The following is a 15507-nucleotide window of genomic DNA, read 5'->3' as shown; positions in this document are numbered from 1 at the left end:
CATGCTACGCCAATCCAGACTCTTCACACGCACGTCCGGCGACAACGCCGAGCCACAGCGTCCCGAGCGTCGTCACTTCCTGAACATGGTGGGGCGCTATGGTTTCACGACCGCCCTGATCGGTGCGCTCGGCGGCAGCCTGTTCTCGGAATCGGCCATGGCCGCCATCTCCCAGGAGGAAGCCGAGCGTGAAAAGGCCGCGGACACGGTGCTGGTCATGGCCACCGGCTATCGGCTCGGGGCCTCGCGCGCCTATCCGATCATGCAGCTCAACTTCAAGGAGAACCTGCAGAACTTCAGCCGCGGCAAGCTCTACGTGCGCCTGCAGCCGGGCGGCCAGCTGGGTGCCGGCGGTGCCCTGATCACCAAGGTGCAGAACGGCACCATCGCCATGGCCCAGCACTCGATGTCGAACCTGTCGGCATTCGCGCCGGAGGTTGATCTGATCAACATTCCCTACTGGTGCGGGGAGAACCAGCACCTGATCAACCTGGTCACCTCCGACACCTGGAAGGACGTGGTGCACGGCAAGGTCGAGGATCGCGGCTTCAAGGTGCTGTCCTACGTCTGCATCGACCCGCGGACGGTGGCCGTGCGCAAGGGGCTGCTCGACCATCCGGTGCGCACTCCCGACGACATTCGTGGCATCAAGTTTCGCGTGCCGTCCTCGCAGATCCTGCAGAAGGTCTACAAGCTGGCCGGCGCCAACCCGACGCCCGTGGCCTGGGGCGAGACCTCCTCGGCGATGAAGCAGGGCGTGGCGGATGCGCTGGATCCCAGCGTTCAGGCGCTGTTCGTCTATGGCTTCACCGATGTGCTGGCGTCGATCTCGACCATCCAGTCGGTACCCGATGCTCAGGTCTACACCTGCAACAAGCAGTGGTTCGACGCTCGGCCCAAGGACGTTCAGGACGCCATCATGCGCGCCTCCGACGTGACCTTCCGCGAGAACCTGGCCAAGGTGCCGGCGGCGCGGGCCTACGCCTACTACGAGATGCGCCACGCCGGCATCGACATCTATTCGCCGACCGAGGACGAAATCGCCCAGTGGAAGGCCAAGTGCGGTCATCAGCTGGAGACCTGGAACGACCTCAAGGTCCAGCTGGCCGGATCGATGGACAACTTCAACGCGTTGCTGGAGGCGACGGGGGTGTCAAATGGCTATCACGTCGACAGCAATGTCTGAGAAAAAGCCGCAACGCCGCTCATGGGGCGACCGGTTCGCGATCCTCGATCGTCGGGTCGAGCGCTGGATCCTGCTGACGTTCTACGCCCTGATCATCACCACCGTGTCGGTTGAGGTGCTGCGTCGCTTCCTGCTCGACTATTCGTCCGTTTGGGGCGAGGAGCTGTCGCGCTATGCCTTCATCTACCTGGCATGGATCGCTGCGGCCGCCGCGGTCAGGGACCGTGCGCACATTCGCATCGACGTGCTGGTCAACCTCGGCGGACCTCGGGTCCGCCGGCTGGCCTGGTGGCTGTCGGACATCGCCACGCTGGTGCTGGCCGTGTGGGCGCTGTGGCTCTCGCTGTCGCCGGTGTTGACCTCGCTGCAGTTCGGCTCGGTGACGCCGGGGCTGCGGGTCTCGCAGGCGATCTTCCTGGCCGCGATCCCGCTGGGCTTTCTGGTCGTGGCGGGGCGGGTTGTCCAGTCGATGGTGATGGACATCCAGCGCATGCGCCGGGGCCAGCCACCGTTCGACGGCAACAAGCTTTTCGATTGAGGAGGTGACGCATGGAATTTCTCGCTGCACAGCAGGCCGTGTCGTCGCTGGACTGGACCTTCTATCTGCCGCTTGGATTGCTGGTGGCGATGATCGCGCTCGGGGTGCCGGTGTGGGTCTCGATCGGCCTGGGCGCCCTGGGCATGCTGACGCTGACCGATACGCTGCCGCTGTCGGTGTTCGGCGAGGCGCTCTTCGACGGCATCAATGCCTTCGCGCTGATCGCGGTCCCGCTGTTCATCCTGACCGGTGATGCCCTGGTGCGATCGGGGCTGTCCGACAAGCTGCTCGATGTGGCCGAGGCCACGGTCGGCGGGTTGCGGACCGGGCTGGGCAACTCGACCACCCTCGGCTGCGGCTTCTTCGCCTGCATCTCGGGCTCGGATGCCGCGGGGGCGGCGGCGGTGGGGCGGATGACCATCCATCGCCTGGTCGATCGCGGCTATCCGCTGCCCGCAGCCTGTGCGCTGGTAGCGTCGGGGGCCTGTACCGGCATCCTGATCCCGCCCTCCATCGCCTACATCGTGATGGGGCTGGTGCTGGGCATGTCCGCCTCCACGCTGTTCCTGGCGGCGGCGATCCCCGGGGTGCTGGTGATGATGTCGGTGATGCTCACCAACATGCTGATCAACCGCCGCTATGGCTACGAGGCCGAGAAGTCGCCGTTTTCCTGGCGGCGCTGGCTGAGCACGGTCTGGGACGCCCGCTGGGCGCTGTTCGTGCCGGTGGTGATCCTCGGCGGCATCTACTCGGGCATCTTCACGCCCACCGAGGCGGCGGCAGTGGCCGTGGTGGTGGTGGTGATCATCGGCCTGCTGCAGAAGCGCCTGGTGCTGGGCGACATCCCGCGGATGCTCGAGTCCTCGGCGCGGGTCTGCGGGGTGATCGTGCCGATCATCGCCGTCTCGCTGCCCCTGGCGCAGACGCTGTCGAGTCTCAACATTCCGCAGACCCTGGTCGGCGGGGTGAGCGCGATGACCGACTCGCCGACCCTGATCATCCTGATGATGATCGGCATCCTGGTGCTGGCCGGTTGCGTCATGGAGACCACGCCCAACATCGTCATCCTCTCGCCGTTGCTGCTGCCGCTGGCGCAGCAGGCGGGCATGAACGAGTTCCACTTCGCCATCCTGATGGTGACGACGCTGGGGCTGGGCTTCATCACGCCGCCGCTGGGGCTCAACCTGTTCGTGGTGTCCGGACTGACGCGCTGTTCGGTGCTGGCGGTGGCGCGACACGCGGTGCCGTTCGTCATCGGCATGCTGATCGTGGTGCTGCTGGTGGCCTTCGTGCCCTGGCTGTCGACGTGGGCGCTGTGATGAGGAGGCGAGCGACCGGTCACGCAAGAGATCGGTCATCGTCAAAATTGTAAGCGCTTACAAAATGGCCCGAAAACAACGCTCAGGCGCGAGTGGGCCGCATTGACCGAAAGGCCGCCGAAGGTCGGCGGCAACAACCCAAGGAGAGTGACGTCATGGCTATCGACTACTACAAGAAAGCCGAGAAGAATGCCTCGACCGGCTACGGTCAGACCCAGGAAACCGTCTCGCGCATGCTCGCCGAGATCGAGGCCGAGGGCGAGGCCAAGGCCAAGGAATACTGCCGGACGCTGGACGGCTGGGAAGGCGATGTCGTGGTCAGCCGCGAGCAGATCGAGGCGGCCAAGGCCCGGGTGCCCGAGCAGCTCAAGGCCGACATCCACTTCGCCTACGAGCGGGTCAGCCGCTTCGCCGCGGCCCAGCGCGACAGCATCCAGCCGTTCGAGACCGAGCTGTCGCCGGGGCTGTTCGCCGGCCAGAAGCTGATCCCCATGGAGACCGCCGGCTGCTACGTGCCGGGCGGGCGCTACGCGCACATCGCCTCGGCGATCATGAGCGTGGCCACGGCCAAGACCGCCGGGGTCAAGAATGTCGTCGCCTGTTCGGTACCGCGTGACGAGAACGGTATTCACCCGGCGATCCTCTATGCCATGGACCTCGCCGGTGCCGATACCATCCTGCAGATGGGCGGGGTGCAGGGCATCGCCTCGATGGCCTTCGGGCTGTTCACCGGCAAGCCCGCCGACATCCTGGTCGGCCCGGGCAACCGTTTCGTCGCCGAGGCCAAGCGCCAACTGTTCGGCCGCTGCGGCATCGACATGTTCGCCGGCCCGACCGAGATCGGCATCATCGCCGACGAGGCCGCGGATCCCGATATCGTCGCCGCCGACCTGGTCGGCCAGGCCGAGCACGGTCCGGATTCCCCGGCCTGGCTGTTCACCACCTCGCGCAAGCTCGCCGACGCCGTCACCGAGCGCATTCCGGCGCTGGTCAAGGCGCTGCCGGAAACTCAGTCAAAGGCGGCCGACGCGGCCTGGCGCGACTACGGCGAGATCGTGATCTGCGATACCCGCGAGGAAGTCGTCGAGGTCAGCGATCGGTACGCCTCCGAGCACCTCGAGCTGCAGGTCGAGGATCTCGACTGGTGGACGCAGCGGCTCAACAGCTACGGTTCGCTGTTCGTCGGCGAGGAAGCCACCGTGGCCTTCGGCGACAAGTGCTCGGGCACCAACCACATCCTGCCCACCAAGGGGGCGGCCCGTTACACCGGCGGCCTGTGTGCCCAGAAGTTCCTCAAGATCGTCACCTACCAGCGCCAGTCCCGCGAGGCGACCCGCGACGTGGCGGCGACGACCGCGCGGCTCTCGCGCTGCGAGGGCATGGAAGGGCATGCGCGCACCGGCGACGTGCGCCTGGCCAAGTACTATCCCGGCGAGCACTTCGATCTGGTGATCGACGAGGAGGTGTGACATGCGCCCGGCCTTCGATCTCACGGGGCAGGTGGCGCTGGTCACCGGCGGCAGCAGCGGACTGGGCCGGGGCATGGCCCAGGCGCTGGCCGCCGCCGGGGCCGCGGTGGTGGTCGCGGCGCGGCGGCGAGCCGCGCTCGACGACACGGTGGCGGCCATCGAGCAGGAGGGCGGTCGTGCGGCCGCCCTGGTCGCCGATCTCGCCGATGCGGCCGCACTCGAGAGCGTGGCACAGCGCGCCGCCGAGCCCTTCGGCCCGGTCACGGTGCTGGTCAACGCGGCGGGGGTCAACCTGCGCCAGCCCATCGACGAGGTGGACCTGGCCAGCTGGAACCTGACCCTGCAGCTGCATCTGGGCACGCCGTTCTTTCTCGCCCGGGCCCTGGTGCCCGGCATGCGCGAGCGTGGCTACGGGCGCATCATCAACCTGGCGTCGCTGCAGTCACAGCGCGCCTTCCCGGACAGTGCGCCCTACGGCGCCGGCAAGGGCGGCATCGTCCAGCTGACCCGGGCGATGGCCGAGGCCTGGTCGCGGGACGGCATCAACGCCAACGCCATCGCTCCCGGCTTCTTTCCCACCGAGCTGACCGCCTCGCTGTTCGACGACCCGGAACGCACCCGCGAGCTGGCGGCGCGCACCGCGATCGGCCGCAACGGTACCCTGGAGGATATCGCCGGGCCCACGGTCTTCTTCGCCTCGCCGGCCTCGGCCTACGTCACCGGGCAGACGCTGTTCGTCGACGGCGGCTTTACCGCGCGCTAGCGACTCACTGGAGGAACACATGATGCAAGCGCTTTTCTATACGGGCCCCGATCGGCTCGAGATCCGCGAGACCGAGGTGCCGCCGCTGGCTGCCGGCGAGTCGCGGGTGCGCATCCTGGCGACCGGGATCTGCGGCTCCGACCTGCATGCCTACCACGGCCACGACCCGCGTCGGGTGCCGCCGATGATCCTCGGTCACGAAGCGGCCGGCGAGGTCATCGAGGGGGCGCTGGCCGGCAAGCGGGTGACCATGAACCCGCTGGTGGTCTGCGGCCACTGCGACTACTGCCTCGAGGGCCGCCAGAACCTGTGCAGCAACCGCACCATGCTGGGGATGAACCGGCCCGGCACCTTCGCCGAGAGCGTGGTGGTGCCGGATCACTGCCTGATCGAGCTGCCCGAGGACCTGGAGCCGGTGGCCGCGGCGCTCACCGAGCCGGCGGCGACGGCGCTGCACGCCATCAACCGCCTGGAGCGCAGCCTCACCCGGCCGCTGGCCGAGGCCAATGCGCTGGTGATCGGTGCCGGGGCGGTGGGGCTGCTGGTCGGCCTGATGCTGCGTCAGCGCGGCGTACGCCGACTGACCCTGGCGGACACCAATCCGCTGCGCCGCGAGACCGCCGAGAAAGCGGGGTTGACGGTGATCGATCCGCGCGACACCGCCGTCGACGCCGACAGCATCGAGGCGGTATTCGACTGCGTGGGAGCCTCGGCGACGCGCTCGATGGCGATCCAGGCGGTGCGCCCTGGCGGGGCGGTGATGCACCTGGGCCTGCAGGACAACGACGGGCCGCTGGACGTGCGCAGCCTCACCCTCAAGGAAGTCACCTTCCTCGGCGCCTACACCTACACGCAGAACGACCTGCGGGCGACGGTCGACCTGCTGGCGTCCAAGGCCCTCGGCAGCCTCGAGTGGGTCGAGATCCGTCAGCTCGCCGACGGTGCCGATGCCTTTGCCGATCTGGCCGCGGGGCGTACCGCCGCCGCTAAGATCGTGCTCACTCCCTGACATCGATCCCGTTCGATCTTCTTTCCATGAACGATACACGGCCGCCGGCATCCCCGGCGGCCGTGTCATTGTTCGCGTTCATTCCGGGCGTTACAGCCGGCTGGCATAGCAGTACTCATTGGTCGCCAGCCGCGAGATGCGCAGTTCCAGCGGCTGGTCCTGATAGTCCTGGGCGACACGGCGAATCTCGATCAACGGCTCGCCGGGCTCCACGCTTAGATGGGCCACATCCTGATCGTCGGCACGCACCGCCACGAGCTGCTCGTCGGCGTGGGCGACGGTGGCGCCGAACTGCTGTTGATAGAGCTGATAGAGGGTATTGGGCAGCACCTCGGGCTGATGCTCGAGCGTGGCGAAGGTGCCGGCATCCAGCACGATGGTCTCGAGCAGGGTCGGCTTGCCTTCCAGCTCGCGAATGCGCCGGATATGGATCACCTCGGCGTCCGCGGGGAGCTGCAGCGCCGTGGCTTCCTCGTCCGTCGCCCGGCGGCGCGAGCGGCCCAGCACCCGGGAGACCGGCAGGCTGCGCTCACCGTCCCGACGTACCACGTTGAAGAAGCGGAACAGGGCCCGGTCGGCATCGTGGGTGGCCACGGCGGTGCCCTTGCCCTGGCGACGAATCACGACGTTGTCGGTGACCAGCTCGTCGAGCGCCTTGCGCAGGGTGCCGACGCTGACGTTGTAGCTGGCGGCCAGCGAGGCCTCGCTGGGGATGAAGGTCCCCGGCGGCCATTCGCCGGCGGTGATCCGCTCGAGCAGCAGGTCCTTGATCTGCCGGTAGAGGGGCTGAAACGTGGGGCTTTTCGGAGCACTCATGTTGGAGGGGGCCTGGGTCGTCCTTGGCGATGAGGATGTGTCGTGGGCCGAAGTATACCGGGGAAAGGGCATGCCGACATCTCCTTGACTGTTTTATATACTATGTCATATATATGAGTTGAGGGCGAGGCAAGCCGGTCATGCATCAGGGCGGTATCGCCTGACGAAAAAAGCCGAGATCCTCTAGACCAAAGAACAGGATCGACAGACAACGCGGTGAGGCCGGAATGCGCAATACTGGGTTCGGCCCGCCGGTAAACCAAGAACGACAAGAGCAACACCGCGCATCGCGACATGGCGATGGGCGATGTGTCGCCGGGCCCGCGGGCTCGCTCCATACCGAAGCACAACAACAGCAACAAACCGAATCGGAGACGAAACATGCGCCAGACACGCTTCACGACCTGGAAACTGGGCGCCCTCATGGGCGGGCTGCTCAGCGCCGCCGCCATCGCCGGCCCTGCCATGGCCGCCGATACAGGCTCCTTCCCCGATCACAACATCCAGTACATCATTCCCTTCGGCCCGGGCGGCGAGTCGGACATCAGCGCCCGCCTGCAACAAAAGTACTTTCAGGACATCACCGGCCAGCAGCTGATCATCCAGTACATGGCCGGTGGCGGGGGCGCGGTCGGCTGGTCGCAGCTCAACGAGATGGATGGCGACGGCTACACCATCATGGGCACCAACCTGCCGCACATCATCCTCAAGCCGATGGGCAAGGACCCGGGCTTCAAGACCGAGGACCTGAAGAACTTCTTCTACTTCCACTATTCGCCGGACGCGCTGATCGTCAAGAAGGACAGCCCCTACAAGACCCTGGATGACCTGATCGCCGCCGCCAAGAAGGCGCCGGGCAGCGTCACCGTCTCGGGTAGCGGGACCCAGTCGGCCAATGACATCGCCAATCGGCGCTTCGAGTCCATGGCCGACGTCAAGACCACCTACATCCCCTTCAAGGGCACCGGGGCGGCGGTCACGGCGCTGCTCGGCGGCCAGGTACAGGCCGAGTGGGGCTATACCACCACCGCGGCCAACCACAAGGACAAGGTGCGCATGCTGGCGGTGGCCGCCAACGAGCGCCATCCGTTGTTCCCGGACGTGCCGACCTTCAAGGAACTCGGTTATGACATGACCGGCGGTGCCTACCGCGGCATGGCGGTGCCCAAGAGCACGCCGGAGGACGTGACGAAGAAGCTTTCCGAGATCTTCGGCAAGATCAACCAGAATCCCGAGTTCCGCCAGAAGATGGAAGATCTGGGCTTCGTGCTGATCGACGTGCCGTACGACCAGATGGATGACTTCATGGCCAAGCGCCGCGCCGAGTACGAGAAGGTCGCGCGCGAGATGGGCATCATCAAGTGAGTTGATCGACCTTCCTCGGGCCCCGCTTGGCGGGGCCCGTTCGGTATGGAGGTAGTGCATGGATACCCTGAGTTTCATGGCCGCCGCCCTGTCCCCGATCAACCTGATGCTGGCCATCGTGGGGGTTGCCGCCGGCATCCTCATCGGGGCCCTGCCCGGGTTGTCGGCGACCATGGCGGTGGCGGTACTGGTGCCGGTGACTTTCGGCATGCCGCCCGAGGCGGCGCTGATCATGCTGGGAGCGATCTACACCGGGGCCATCTACGGCGGTTCCTACGCGGCGATCCTGGTCAACACGCCGGGGACGCCATCGGCGATCGCCACGACTTTCGACGGCTTCCCCATGGCCAAGCGCGGCGACGGCGATCTGGCGGTCACGCTGTCGACCCTGTCATCGATGATCGGCGGGCTGGTGGGCGCGGTGGCGCTGCTGACCCTGGCGCCGCTGCTGGCCCAGATCGCCCTGAAGTTCGGGCCGGTGGAATACTTCTGGCTGGCGATCTTCGGCCTGACGCTGATCTCGGCGCTCTCCGAGGGCTCGACCCTCAAGGGTTTCATCGGCGCCGGGCTGGGGCTGCTGCTGTCCACGGTGGGGGTCTCGGTGATCGGCGCCGATATCCGCTATGCCTTCGGCTCGCAGTTCCTGCTCGGCGGGGTGGAGACCATCTCGGCGCTGATCGGTCTGTACTGCATCCCGGTACTGATCGACCTGGTGGCCACACCCAGCGCTCACCTGGAGCCGCCCGAGGAGGGGCGCGGCATCCGCTTCGGCGAGGGGCTCTCGCTGATGTGGCGGGGCAAGTTCAATGCCCTGCGCAGCGCGATCATCGGCACCGCCGTGGCGATCCTGCCGGGGGCCGGCGGCTCGATTGCCAGCCTGGTGTCCTATTCCGAGGCCCGGCGCACCTCGCCGCGCAGTGACCAGTTCGGCAAGGGCGAGCCGGACGGCGTGATCGCCACCGAGACCGCCAACAATGCCACCGTCGGCGGCGGTTTCATCCCTACCTTCGTGCTGGGCATTCCGGGCACACCGCCCGACGCGGTGATCCTGGGTGCGCTGCTGGTCCAGGGATTCCGCACCGGGCCGGAGATGTTCACCACCAATGTCGGCGTCACCTACACCTTCATCGGCGGGCTGTTCATCGCCACGTTGCTGATGCTGCCCATCGGGCTGCTGATCGGCCGTTATGCCTTCAAGTCGATCGTCAGCATCCCCAAGGCACTGCTGGTGCCGAGCATCGCCTTCATGACCATCATCGGCACCTACGCCATCCGCAACAATCCCTTCGACGTGGTGGTGATGGTGGTGCTGGGCGTGGTCGGCTGGGTGCTGTCGCGCTACGGCGTGAAGCCGTCGCCGATCGTGCTGGGGCTGATCCTGGGACCGATCGCCGAGCAGGGCTTCGTCCAGGGCTACCTGATGGGCAATGCCTCCGGCTCGGTGATGGGCGCCTTCTTCGGTCGGCCGCTGTCGTTGGCGATCATCGCGCTGGTGCTGCTCTCGGTGCTCTTCCCGCTGTGGCGCGCCTGGCGCACCCGTTCACCCAAGGAGACCGCCAATGGCCACTGACCACGAAACGTCGACGCTCGACGCCCGTCCGTCGGATCGCGTGCTGGCCGTGGTGATGATCGTCATCGCTACCGGGGCGATCGTCTTCAGCCGGGACATGTCGATCATGGCCAGCGTCTTCCCGCGCACCATCGCCACGCTGCTGCTGGTCTTCAGCGCGGCGTTGCTGATCAAGAGCTTCGTGGTCCATCCGCGGCGTGCGCGGCCCGAGCCGGGCAGCGTCGGCCGGCGCCTGGGGCTGATCGCGGTGATGCTGGTCTGGAGCTTCGCGCTCAAGTGGCTGGGCTTTCTGGCGGCGAGCCTGATCAGCGCCGCGGCGCTGGCCGTGCTGGCGCATTACCACGCCTGGACGCCGCGACGCGTCGGGGGCTACGCCATCGCCCTGGCGGCCATTATCGGCGCTTTCTACACCCTGTTCGCCGTGGTGCTGAACGTGCCGCTGCCGGTGGGCCTGCTGTGGCGTCAATTGTGATTAACGAGGAAAACGGCATGACGGATGTGTTGATCAGTGAGTTCATGGACGAGGCGGCCGTCGCGGCCCTGGCGAAGGATTGCGAGGTCACCTTCGACCCGACGCTGGTGGAGGAACGCGAGCGTCTGCTGGGGCTGGGGCAGGGTGTGAAGGCGCTGATCGTGCGCAATCGCACTCGTGTCGATCGTGAACTGCTCGATCGGTTCCCCGACCTGAGCGCCGTGGGGCGGCTGGGCGTCGGGCTCGACAATTTCGATCTCGACGCCTGTCGCGAGCGGGGGGTCGAGGTACTGCCGGCGACCGGTGGCAATACCGTGTCGGTCGCCGAGTATGTGCTGACCGGCATCTTCATGCTGCGTCGCGGCGCCTATCTGTCCACGGCGCGGGTTCTCGGCGGCGAATGGCCCCGCCAGGCGCTGATGGGGCATGAAACCCAGGGCGCCGTGCTGGGGCTGGTGGGCTTCGGCGGCATCGCCCGGGACCTGGCGCGGCGCGCGCAGTGTCTGGGCATGACGGTGATGGCCTTCGATCCCTTCGTGACCGAGGGCGATGCTGCCTGGGCATCGGTCGAGCGCGTCGAGCACCTCGAGACGCTGCTGGAAAGCGTGGACGCCGTGAGCCTGCATGTGCCGCTGACCGATGGCACACGCCACCTGATCGATACCGCGGCGCTGGCGAGGATGAAGGCCGGCAGCGTGCTGATCAACACGGCCCGGGGCGGCATCGTCGATGAAGCGGCCCTGGCCGCCAGCCTGGGAGAGGGCCATCTGGGCGGGGCGATGCTGGATGTCTTCGAGAACGAGCCGCTTGCCGAAGGCTCGGTGCTGGCCGGGGTCGAGGGGCTGATCGCCACGCCGCATATCGCCGGGGTCACCCACGAGTCCAACACCCGCATCAGCTGGATCACCATCGACAACGTGCGCCGCGCGCTGGGAGTCCCCGCATGAAGACGCAACTGACGCTGGACGAGGCGCAGGCCCTGGCCCGCGATGCGCTGCTGGCCGTCGGTGTTCCCGAGTGGGAAGCCGGTGTCTGCGCGCGCGCCCTGCTGGACGCCGAGCGCGACGGCCTGCCGTCTCATGGGCTGTCGCGCCTGCCGTTCTACCTGGCCCAGGCGCGCAGCGGCAAGGTGGTCGTCGATGCCCGCGCCCGGGTCGACGTCAAGGGCTCGGTGATTCGGGTCGATGCCCGGCACGGTCTGGCGTTCCCGGCAATCGCCCGCGGTGTCGAACGAGCGATCCCGCTCGCGCGTGAGCTGGGCATGGTCGCGGTGGCGATCGCCCGCTCCCACCATTTCGGTGTCGCCGGAGCGCCGGTCGAGCAACTGGCGCGGGAAGGGCTGGTGGCGCTGGCCTTCAGCAATGCGCCCTCTGCGATGGCCCCCTGGGGCGGCAAGCGGCCGCTGTACGGGACCAATCCGATCGCCTTCGCCTCGCCACGTGCTGCGGCCGATCCTCTGGTGATCGACCTCTCGCTGTCGAAGGTCGCCCGAGGCAAGGTGATGCTGGCGAAGAAGGCGGGAGAGCCGATTCCCGAGGGCTGGGCGCTCGATACCGAGGGCCGGCCGACCACCGACCCCGATGCCGCCATCGCCGGCAGCATGGTACCCGCGGGGGATGCCAAGGGCGCAGCGCTGGCCTTGATGGTGGAACTACTGACCGCGGGGCTCACCGGCAGCCACTTCGGCTTCCAGGCGTCCTCCTTCTTCGAAGCCGAAGGGGAGCCGCCCGGGGTCGGCCACCTGATCCTGGCCTTCGATCCGGCGCATTTCAGCGAGGGCTACACGGGGCATGTCGAGACCCTGCTGACGGCGATGCTCGAGCAGGAGGGCGTGCGCCTGCCCGGCGACCGCCGCTATGCCACGCGTGAACGCCATGCCGAGAGCATCGAGCTTCCCGTGGCCCTGGTCGAGGAGCTCAGGGCCTATTGCGGAGCGTCGGCCGATTGAATGGGCTGGCAGAGCAGTGCCACCGGCCAGGCCTCGCCATTCCGGCTGCCTTGTGTATGCTTGCATGACAGGTTGATGAAGTGACCGTATTGAAGCGGTCACTTCTTGGGTCCGGCAGGGGGAGATCCGAACGATGCAAATGACCGAGAATGACTTCAAGCGCCGGCTTCGTGCCGGCGATGTTCTTCACGGGATCTGGCTGGGGCTGGCGAGCCCCTATGTGGCGGACATGGCGGCAACGGCCGGCTTCGACTGGTTGCTGCTGGATGGCGAGCACGCGCCGAACGATCTGCAGAGCCTGCTGGGACAGCTGCAGGTCATGGCCGCGCACGCGAGTCATCCGGTCGTGCGCCCGCCGACGGGCGATCCGGTGTTGCTCAAGCAGTATCTGGACATCGGGGTACAGAACTTCCTGATTCCCATGGTCGAGGACGCCGACCAGGCCGCGCGGCTGGTCGCCGCGACACGCTATCCGCCCGCCGGCATTCGCGGGGTCGGCAGTGTGCTGGCACGCGCCTCGCGCTGGGGGGAAATCGAGGACTATATCTCCCGGGCCGATGACGAGGTCTGCCTGATCCTGCAGGTCGAGAGCCCGGCGGCACTGGACAATATCGAGGCCATCGCCGCCGTGGAGGGCGTGGATGGCCTGTTCATCGGCCCGGCGGATCTCTCCGCCGCCATGGGCTACCCGGGGCAGCCGGACCACCCGGCCGTCACGCGGGCCATCGACGACGCCATCCGGCGCATTCGCGACGCCGGCAAGGCCGCCGGCATCATCACGCTGGATGACGCCCAGGCCCGGGCCTGGCGGGACGCCGGCTGCACCTTCATCGGCGTGGGCGTCGATGCCCTGCTGCTGGCCGGGGCGATGCGCGAACTGGCCCGGCGTTACCGCTGAGGAGGCGCTTGCCGGTCGTCCATGACGTGCGGGCTCGCGGCTGACCGGCGGCCATGGACGAGCGAGGTCTCGCTACGGCTCCATGATCGTCCTGGCGTCTTCCCAGTAGCTGCCCATGTCGCGCTCCTGCGTCAGGCCGTAGAGGGAGTAGCGCCGGGCGAGACGCGCGCCACCGTCCCGGGTCAGTGGCTGCCAGGCAATGGTCGAGTAACCGCGGCTGGATTCGACGAAGAACGCATCGAGCGGGATGCTGATGTAGACACCCTTGTCGAAATCTCCTTCGCCATAGGCGTTGCCGGCATCGGTCAGGGTCACCCAGGCGCCCACGTTCACGCCGTTGGCGAACCGGCGCGACAGGTCGAGCGTGGTCCCGAGATCTCCGGCGAGATAGCGACCCACGCTGAGCTTGGCGAGCACGTCCCCGACGCCGGTCTGCAGGTAGGCGGTGGCGTGGCCGGTCCAGGTGCTGTAATCGCGCAGGTCGAAGCGCTGGTCGAAATCACGCTGCCGGACCCAGTTGAGGTCGGCGCCCAGGGCCAGCGGGCTGTTGAACGGGCGATAGAGCACCTCGCCGCCGGCACCGGCATACATCATCTCCAGCAGGCCGCCATAGCCCATCGCGTACCAGTTGCGGGCGAAATGCGTGGTGCGGGTGTACTGGAGAGTGTGGATGCCGACACGGCTGCCGGCCAGGTAGTCACCGATGTGCGTGCGCACGCGGGGCAGCTCGGAGTCGGCGATGTAGGTGTAATTGTCGAGGTTGTCGGCCAGGTTGACGCCGATTTCGCCGGATAACCAGCCGTTGGTGTCGGTGCGGTATTCGGCATCCAGGCGCGCATAGAGCTGATACAGATAGCCGTCCGGCCCACCGAGGTTCTGGTTGAGCCCCGGCGACAGGGCCCAGGAAAAGTCGCGCAACGAGGATTCGTGGAGCACTTCGCCGCGAGGCGGCGTGGCGTCGGGCCGGGTCAGGGCGGTGGCGTAAAGGCTGTGGCGATAGATCGCATCGTGGGCCGCCGACCGGCTGGCGGCGAGAAAGGCACGACGTGGCTGGATATCCTCCCGCAGCCCCAGGCCGCGGGACTGCCAGCGGTAGCGGAAGGTATCGACGTCCGCCGATAGTTTCCAATCGTGCAGCCCTGACAGGCATCCTATTCGTCCTGCGCTCGGGTATCCCTTGGGAGATGTTGCCTCAAGAGATGGGATGCGGTTCCGGCGTGACCTGTTGGCGGCGCCTGCGTGACTGGCAGGAAGCGGGCGTCTGGGAACGCTTGCATCAGACGCTGCTGGAACACTTGCAGCATGCGGATCAACTGGATTGGGAGCGAGCCTGTATGGACAGTGCCTCCTTACCGGCAAAAAAGGGGGCTCATCGATCGGCCCCAACCCGACAGACCGAGGAAGACCGGGCACCAAGCGGCACCTCCTGACCGATCGTCAGGGAGTCCCGTTGGCTGTCCTGCTTTCGGGAGCCAACATGAACGATAGTGTGCCATTAACGGCTCTGTTCGATAGCGTTCCACCGATTTCGTCGGGGCGACCGGGACGGCCTCGCCGTCGTCCCGACAAACTCCATGCGGACAAGGCGTGCGATCATCGCCGTTGCCGCCGAGCCTGTCGGCGACGTGGCATTCAGCCCCGTATTGCTCGTCGAGGTGTCGAGGATAGTCAGCGACTCGGCTGCCATCGCTGGGTTGTCGAACGAACCTTTGCCTGGCTGGGCCGGATGAGGCGACTCACCACGCGCTATGAGCGACGAGTCGATATCCATTATGCCTTTACGCTGCTGGGCTGTTCCTTGGTCTATCTGAACAAGCTTCAAGGCAGGTTTTGAAAGGCGCTCTTAATAGGTTGGGTAACTGAAACATTGTTACCGAAATGATCTGTATATATAAAATCTAATATTTTCTCGCCTTTTCCGTAAAACGCCCAGCTCGCTGGGCGTTTTACATGGCTGCCCGGTTTTGATCACGAGCGCATAAATGTAGGGGCCCGGATGATCAAATGAGTTATAGGAGTTATTCTCTGCTGGCAGCCAGAGAGCTTCTACAGCAATTCATTCGGGAGCAGGTTCATGGACATCAAGCTGCATAAGCAGGCCACCACGACACCGAAGGTCCGTGCTGAAATCCAGGCGGCACCGTCCAGCATCAC

14 protein-coding genes and 1 pseudogene are annotated in these 15507 nt (G+C 66.5%); 13 read left to right on the top strand and 2 right to left on the bottom strand.

From position 1 onward, the window contains the following. Position 1: 1 nt before the first annotated feature. The 6 genes from ACTCB7_RS11740 to ACTCB7_RS11715 all read left to right on the top strand — a co-directional run bounded on the left by ACTCB7_RS11740 (position 2) and on the right by ACTCB7_RS11715 (position 6284). Positions 2 to 1186: a TRAP transporter substrate-binding protein gene (locus ACTCB7_RS11740; protein ID WP_224414827.1), complete on the top strand. Its 1185-nt coding sequence runs from the start codon at positions 2 to 4 to the stop codon at positions 1184 to 1186. Continuing rightward, a complete protein-coding gene (locus ACTCB7_RS11735) occupies positions 1179 to 1724 on the top strand; it encodes a TRAP transporter small permease (protein ID WP_463006809.1) in 546 nt (181 codons plus the stop codon). Before ACTCB7_RS11740 ends, ACTCB7_RS11735 begins: the two co-directional genes overlap by 8 nt. Positions 1725 to 1735: 11 nt before the next feature. Further along, positions 1736 to 3043: a TRAP transporter large permease gene (locus ACTCB7_RS11730; protein WP_163650563.1), complete on the top strand. Its 1308-nt coding sequence runs from the start codon at positions 1736 to 1738 to the stop codon at positions 3041 to 3043. A gap of 155 nt (positions 3044 to 3198) precedes the next feature. Then, on the top strand, positions 3199 to 4512 hold the full coding sequence (gene hisD / locus ACTCB7_RS11725; RefSeq protein ID WP_224414828.1) for a histidinol dehydrogenase: 1314 nt from the start codon (positions 3199 to 3201) through the stop codon (positions 4510 to 4512). 1 nt (position 4513) lies between these two features. Further along, a complete protein-coding gene (locus ACTCB7_RS11720) occupies positions 4514 to 5275 on the top strand; it encodes an SDR family NAD(P)-dependent oxidoreductase (protein WP_463006808.1) in 762 nt (253 codons plus the stop codon). 19 nt (positions 5276 to 5294) lie between these two features. Then, complete coding sequence (locus tag ACTCB7_RS11715) at positions 5295 to 6284, top strand: alcohol dehydrogenase catalytic domain-containing protein (protein WP_463006807.1); 990 nt, start codon at positions 5295 to 5297, stop codon at positions 6282 to 6284. A gap of 90 nt (positions 6285 to 6374) precedes the next feature. On the opposite strand, the gene ACTCB7_RS11710 is transcribed toward ACTCB7_RS11715, so the two are convergent. After that, entirely contained in the window at positions 6375 to 7100 is a 726-nt protein-coding gene (locus ACTCB7_RS11710) for a GntR family transcriptional regulator (protein ID WP_224414831.1), read from the bottom strand. A 381-nt stretch (positions 7101 to 7481) separates the two neighbouring features. Here ACTCB7_RS11710 and ACTCB7_RS11705 point away from each other — a divergent pair, with 381 nt between their 5' ends. The 6 genes from ACTCB7_RS11705 to ACTCB7_RS11680 all read left to right on the top strand — a co-directional run bounded on the left by ACTCB7_RS11705 (position 7482) and on the right by ACTCB7_RS11680 (position 13353). Next, positions 7482 to 8465, top strand: a complete 984-nt coding sequence (locus tag ACTCB7_RS11705) for a tripartite tricarboxylate transporter substrate binding protein (protein ID WP_224414832.1) — start codon at positions 7482 to 7484, stop codon at positions 8463 to 8465. Between the two features lie 58 nt (positions 8466 to 8523). Then, a complete protein-coding gene (locus ACTCB7_RS11700; RefSeq protein ID WP_463006806.1) occupies positions 8524 to 10035 on the top strand; it encodes a tripartite tricarboxylate transporter permease in 1512 nt (503 codons plus the stop codon). Beyond that, the gene (locus tag ACTCB7_RS11695) at positions 10025 to 10507 is read left to right on the top strand and encodes a tripartite tricarboxylate transporter TctB family protein (protein ID WP_163650569.1); all 483 of its coding nucleotides are present in this window, start codon (positions 10025 to 10027) and stop codon (positions 10505 to 10507) included. The genes ACTCB7_RS11700 and ACTCB7_RS11695 overlap by 11 nt, the downstream gene beginning before the upstream one ends. A 17-nt stretch (positions 10508 to 10524) precedes the next feature. Then, complete coding sequence (locus ACTCB7_RS11690) at positions 10525 to 11454, top strand: hydroxyacid dehydrogenase (RefSeq protein WP_463006805.1); 930 nt, start codon at positions 10525 to 10527, stop codon at positions 11452 to 11454. Beyond that, entirely contained in the window at positions 11451 to 12455 is a 1005-nt protein-coding gene (locus tag ACTCB7_RS11685; RefSeq protein WP_463006804.1) for an Ldh family oxidoreductase, read from the top strand. Before ACTCB7_RS11690 ends, ACTCB7_RS11685 begins: the two co-directional genes overlap by 4 nt. 133 nt (positions 12456 to 12588) lie before the next feature. Then, positions 12589 to 13353 (top strand): aldolase/citrate lyase family protein, encoded by a 765-nt coding sequence (locus tag ACTCB7_RS11680; protein ID WP_463006803.1) that lies wholly within the window; start codon positions 12589 to 12591, stop codon positions 13351 to 13353. A gap of 72 nt (positions 13354 to 13425) precedes the next feature. On the opposite strand, the gene ACTCB7_RS11675 is transcribed toward ACTCB7_RS11680, so the two are convergent. Further along, positions 13426 to 14421, bottom strand: a complete 996-nt coding sequence (locus tag ACTCB7_RS11675; RefSeq protein ID WP_263479101.1) for a YjbH domain-containing protein — start codon at positions 14419 to 14421, stop codon at positions 13426 to 13428. Between the two features lie 41 nt (positions 14422 to 14462). Here ACTCB7_RS11675 and ACTCB7_RS11670 point away from each other — a divergent pair. Beyond that, positions 14463 to 15187, top strand: a pseudogene (locus tag ACTCB7_RS11670) (IS5 family transposase); the annotation flags it as partial. Positions 15188 to 15507 lie beyond the last annotated feature (320 nt).

The organism is Modicisalibacter sp. (assembly GCF_055145905.1).
The sequence above is the reverse complement of the archived record's forward strand: the minus strand, read 5'-3'. Positions and strand labels throughout refer to the sequence as shown.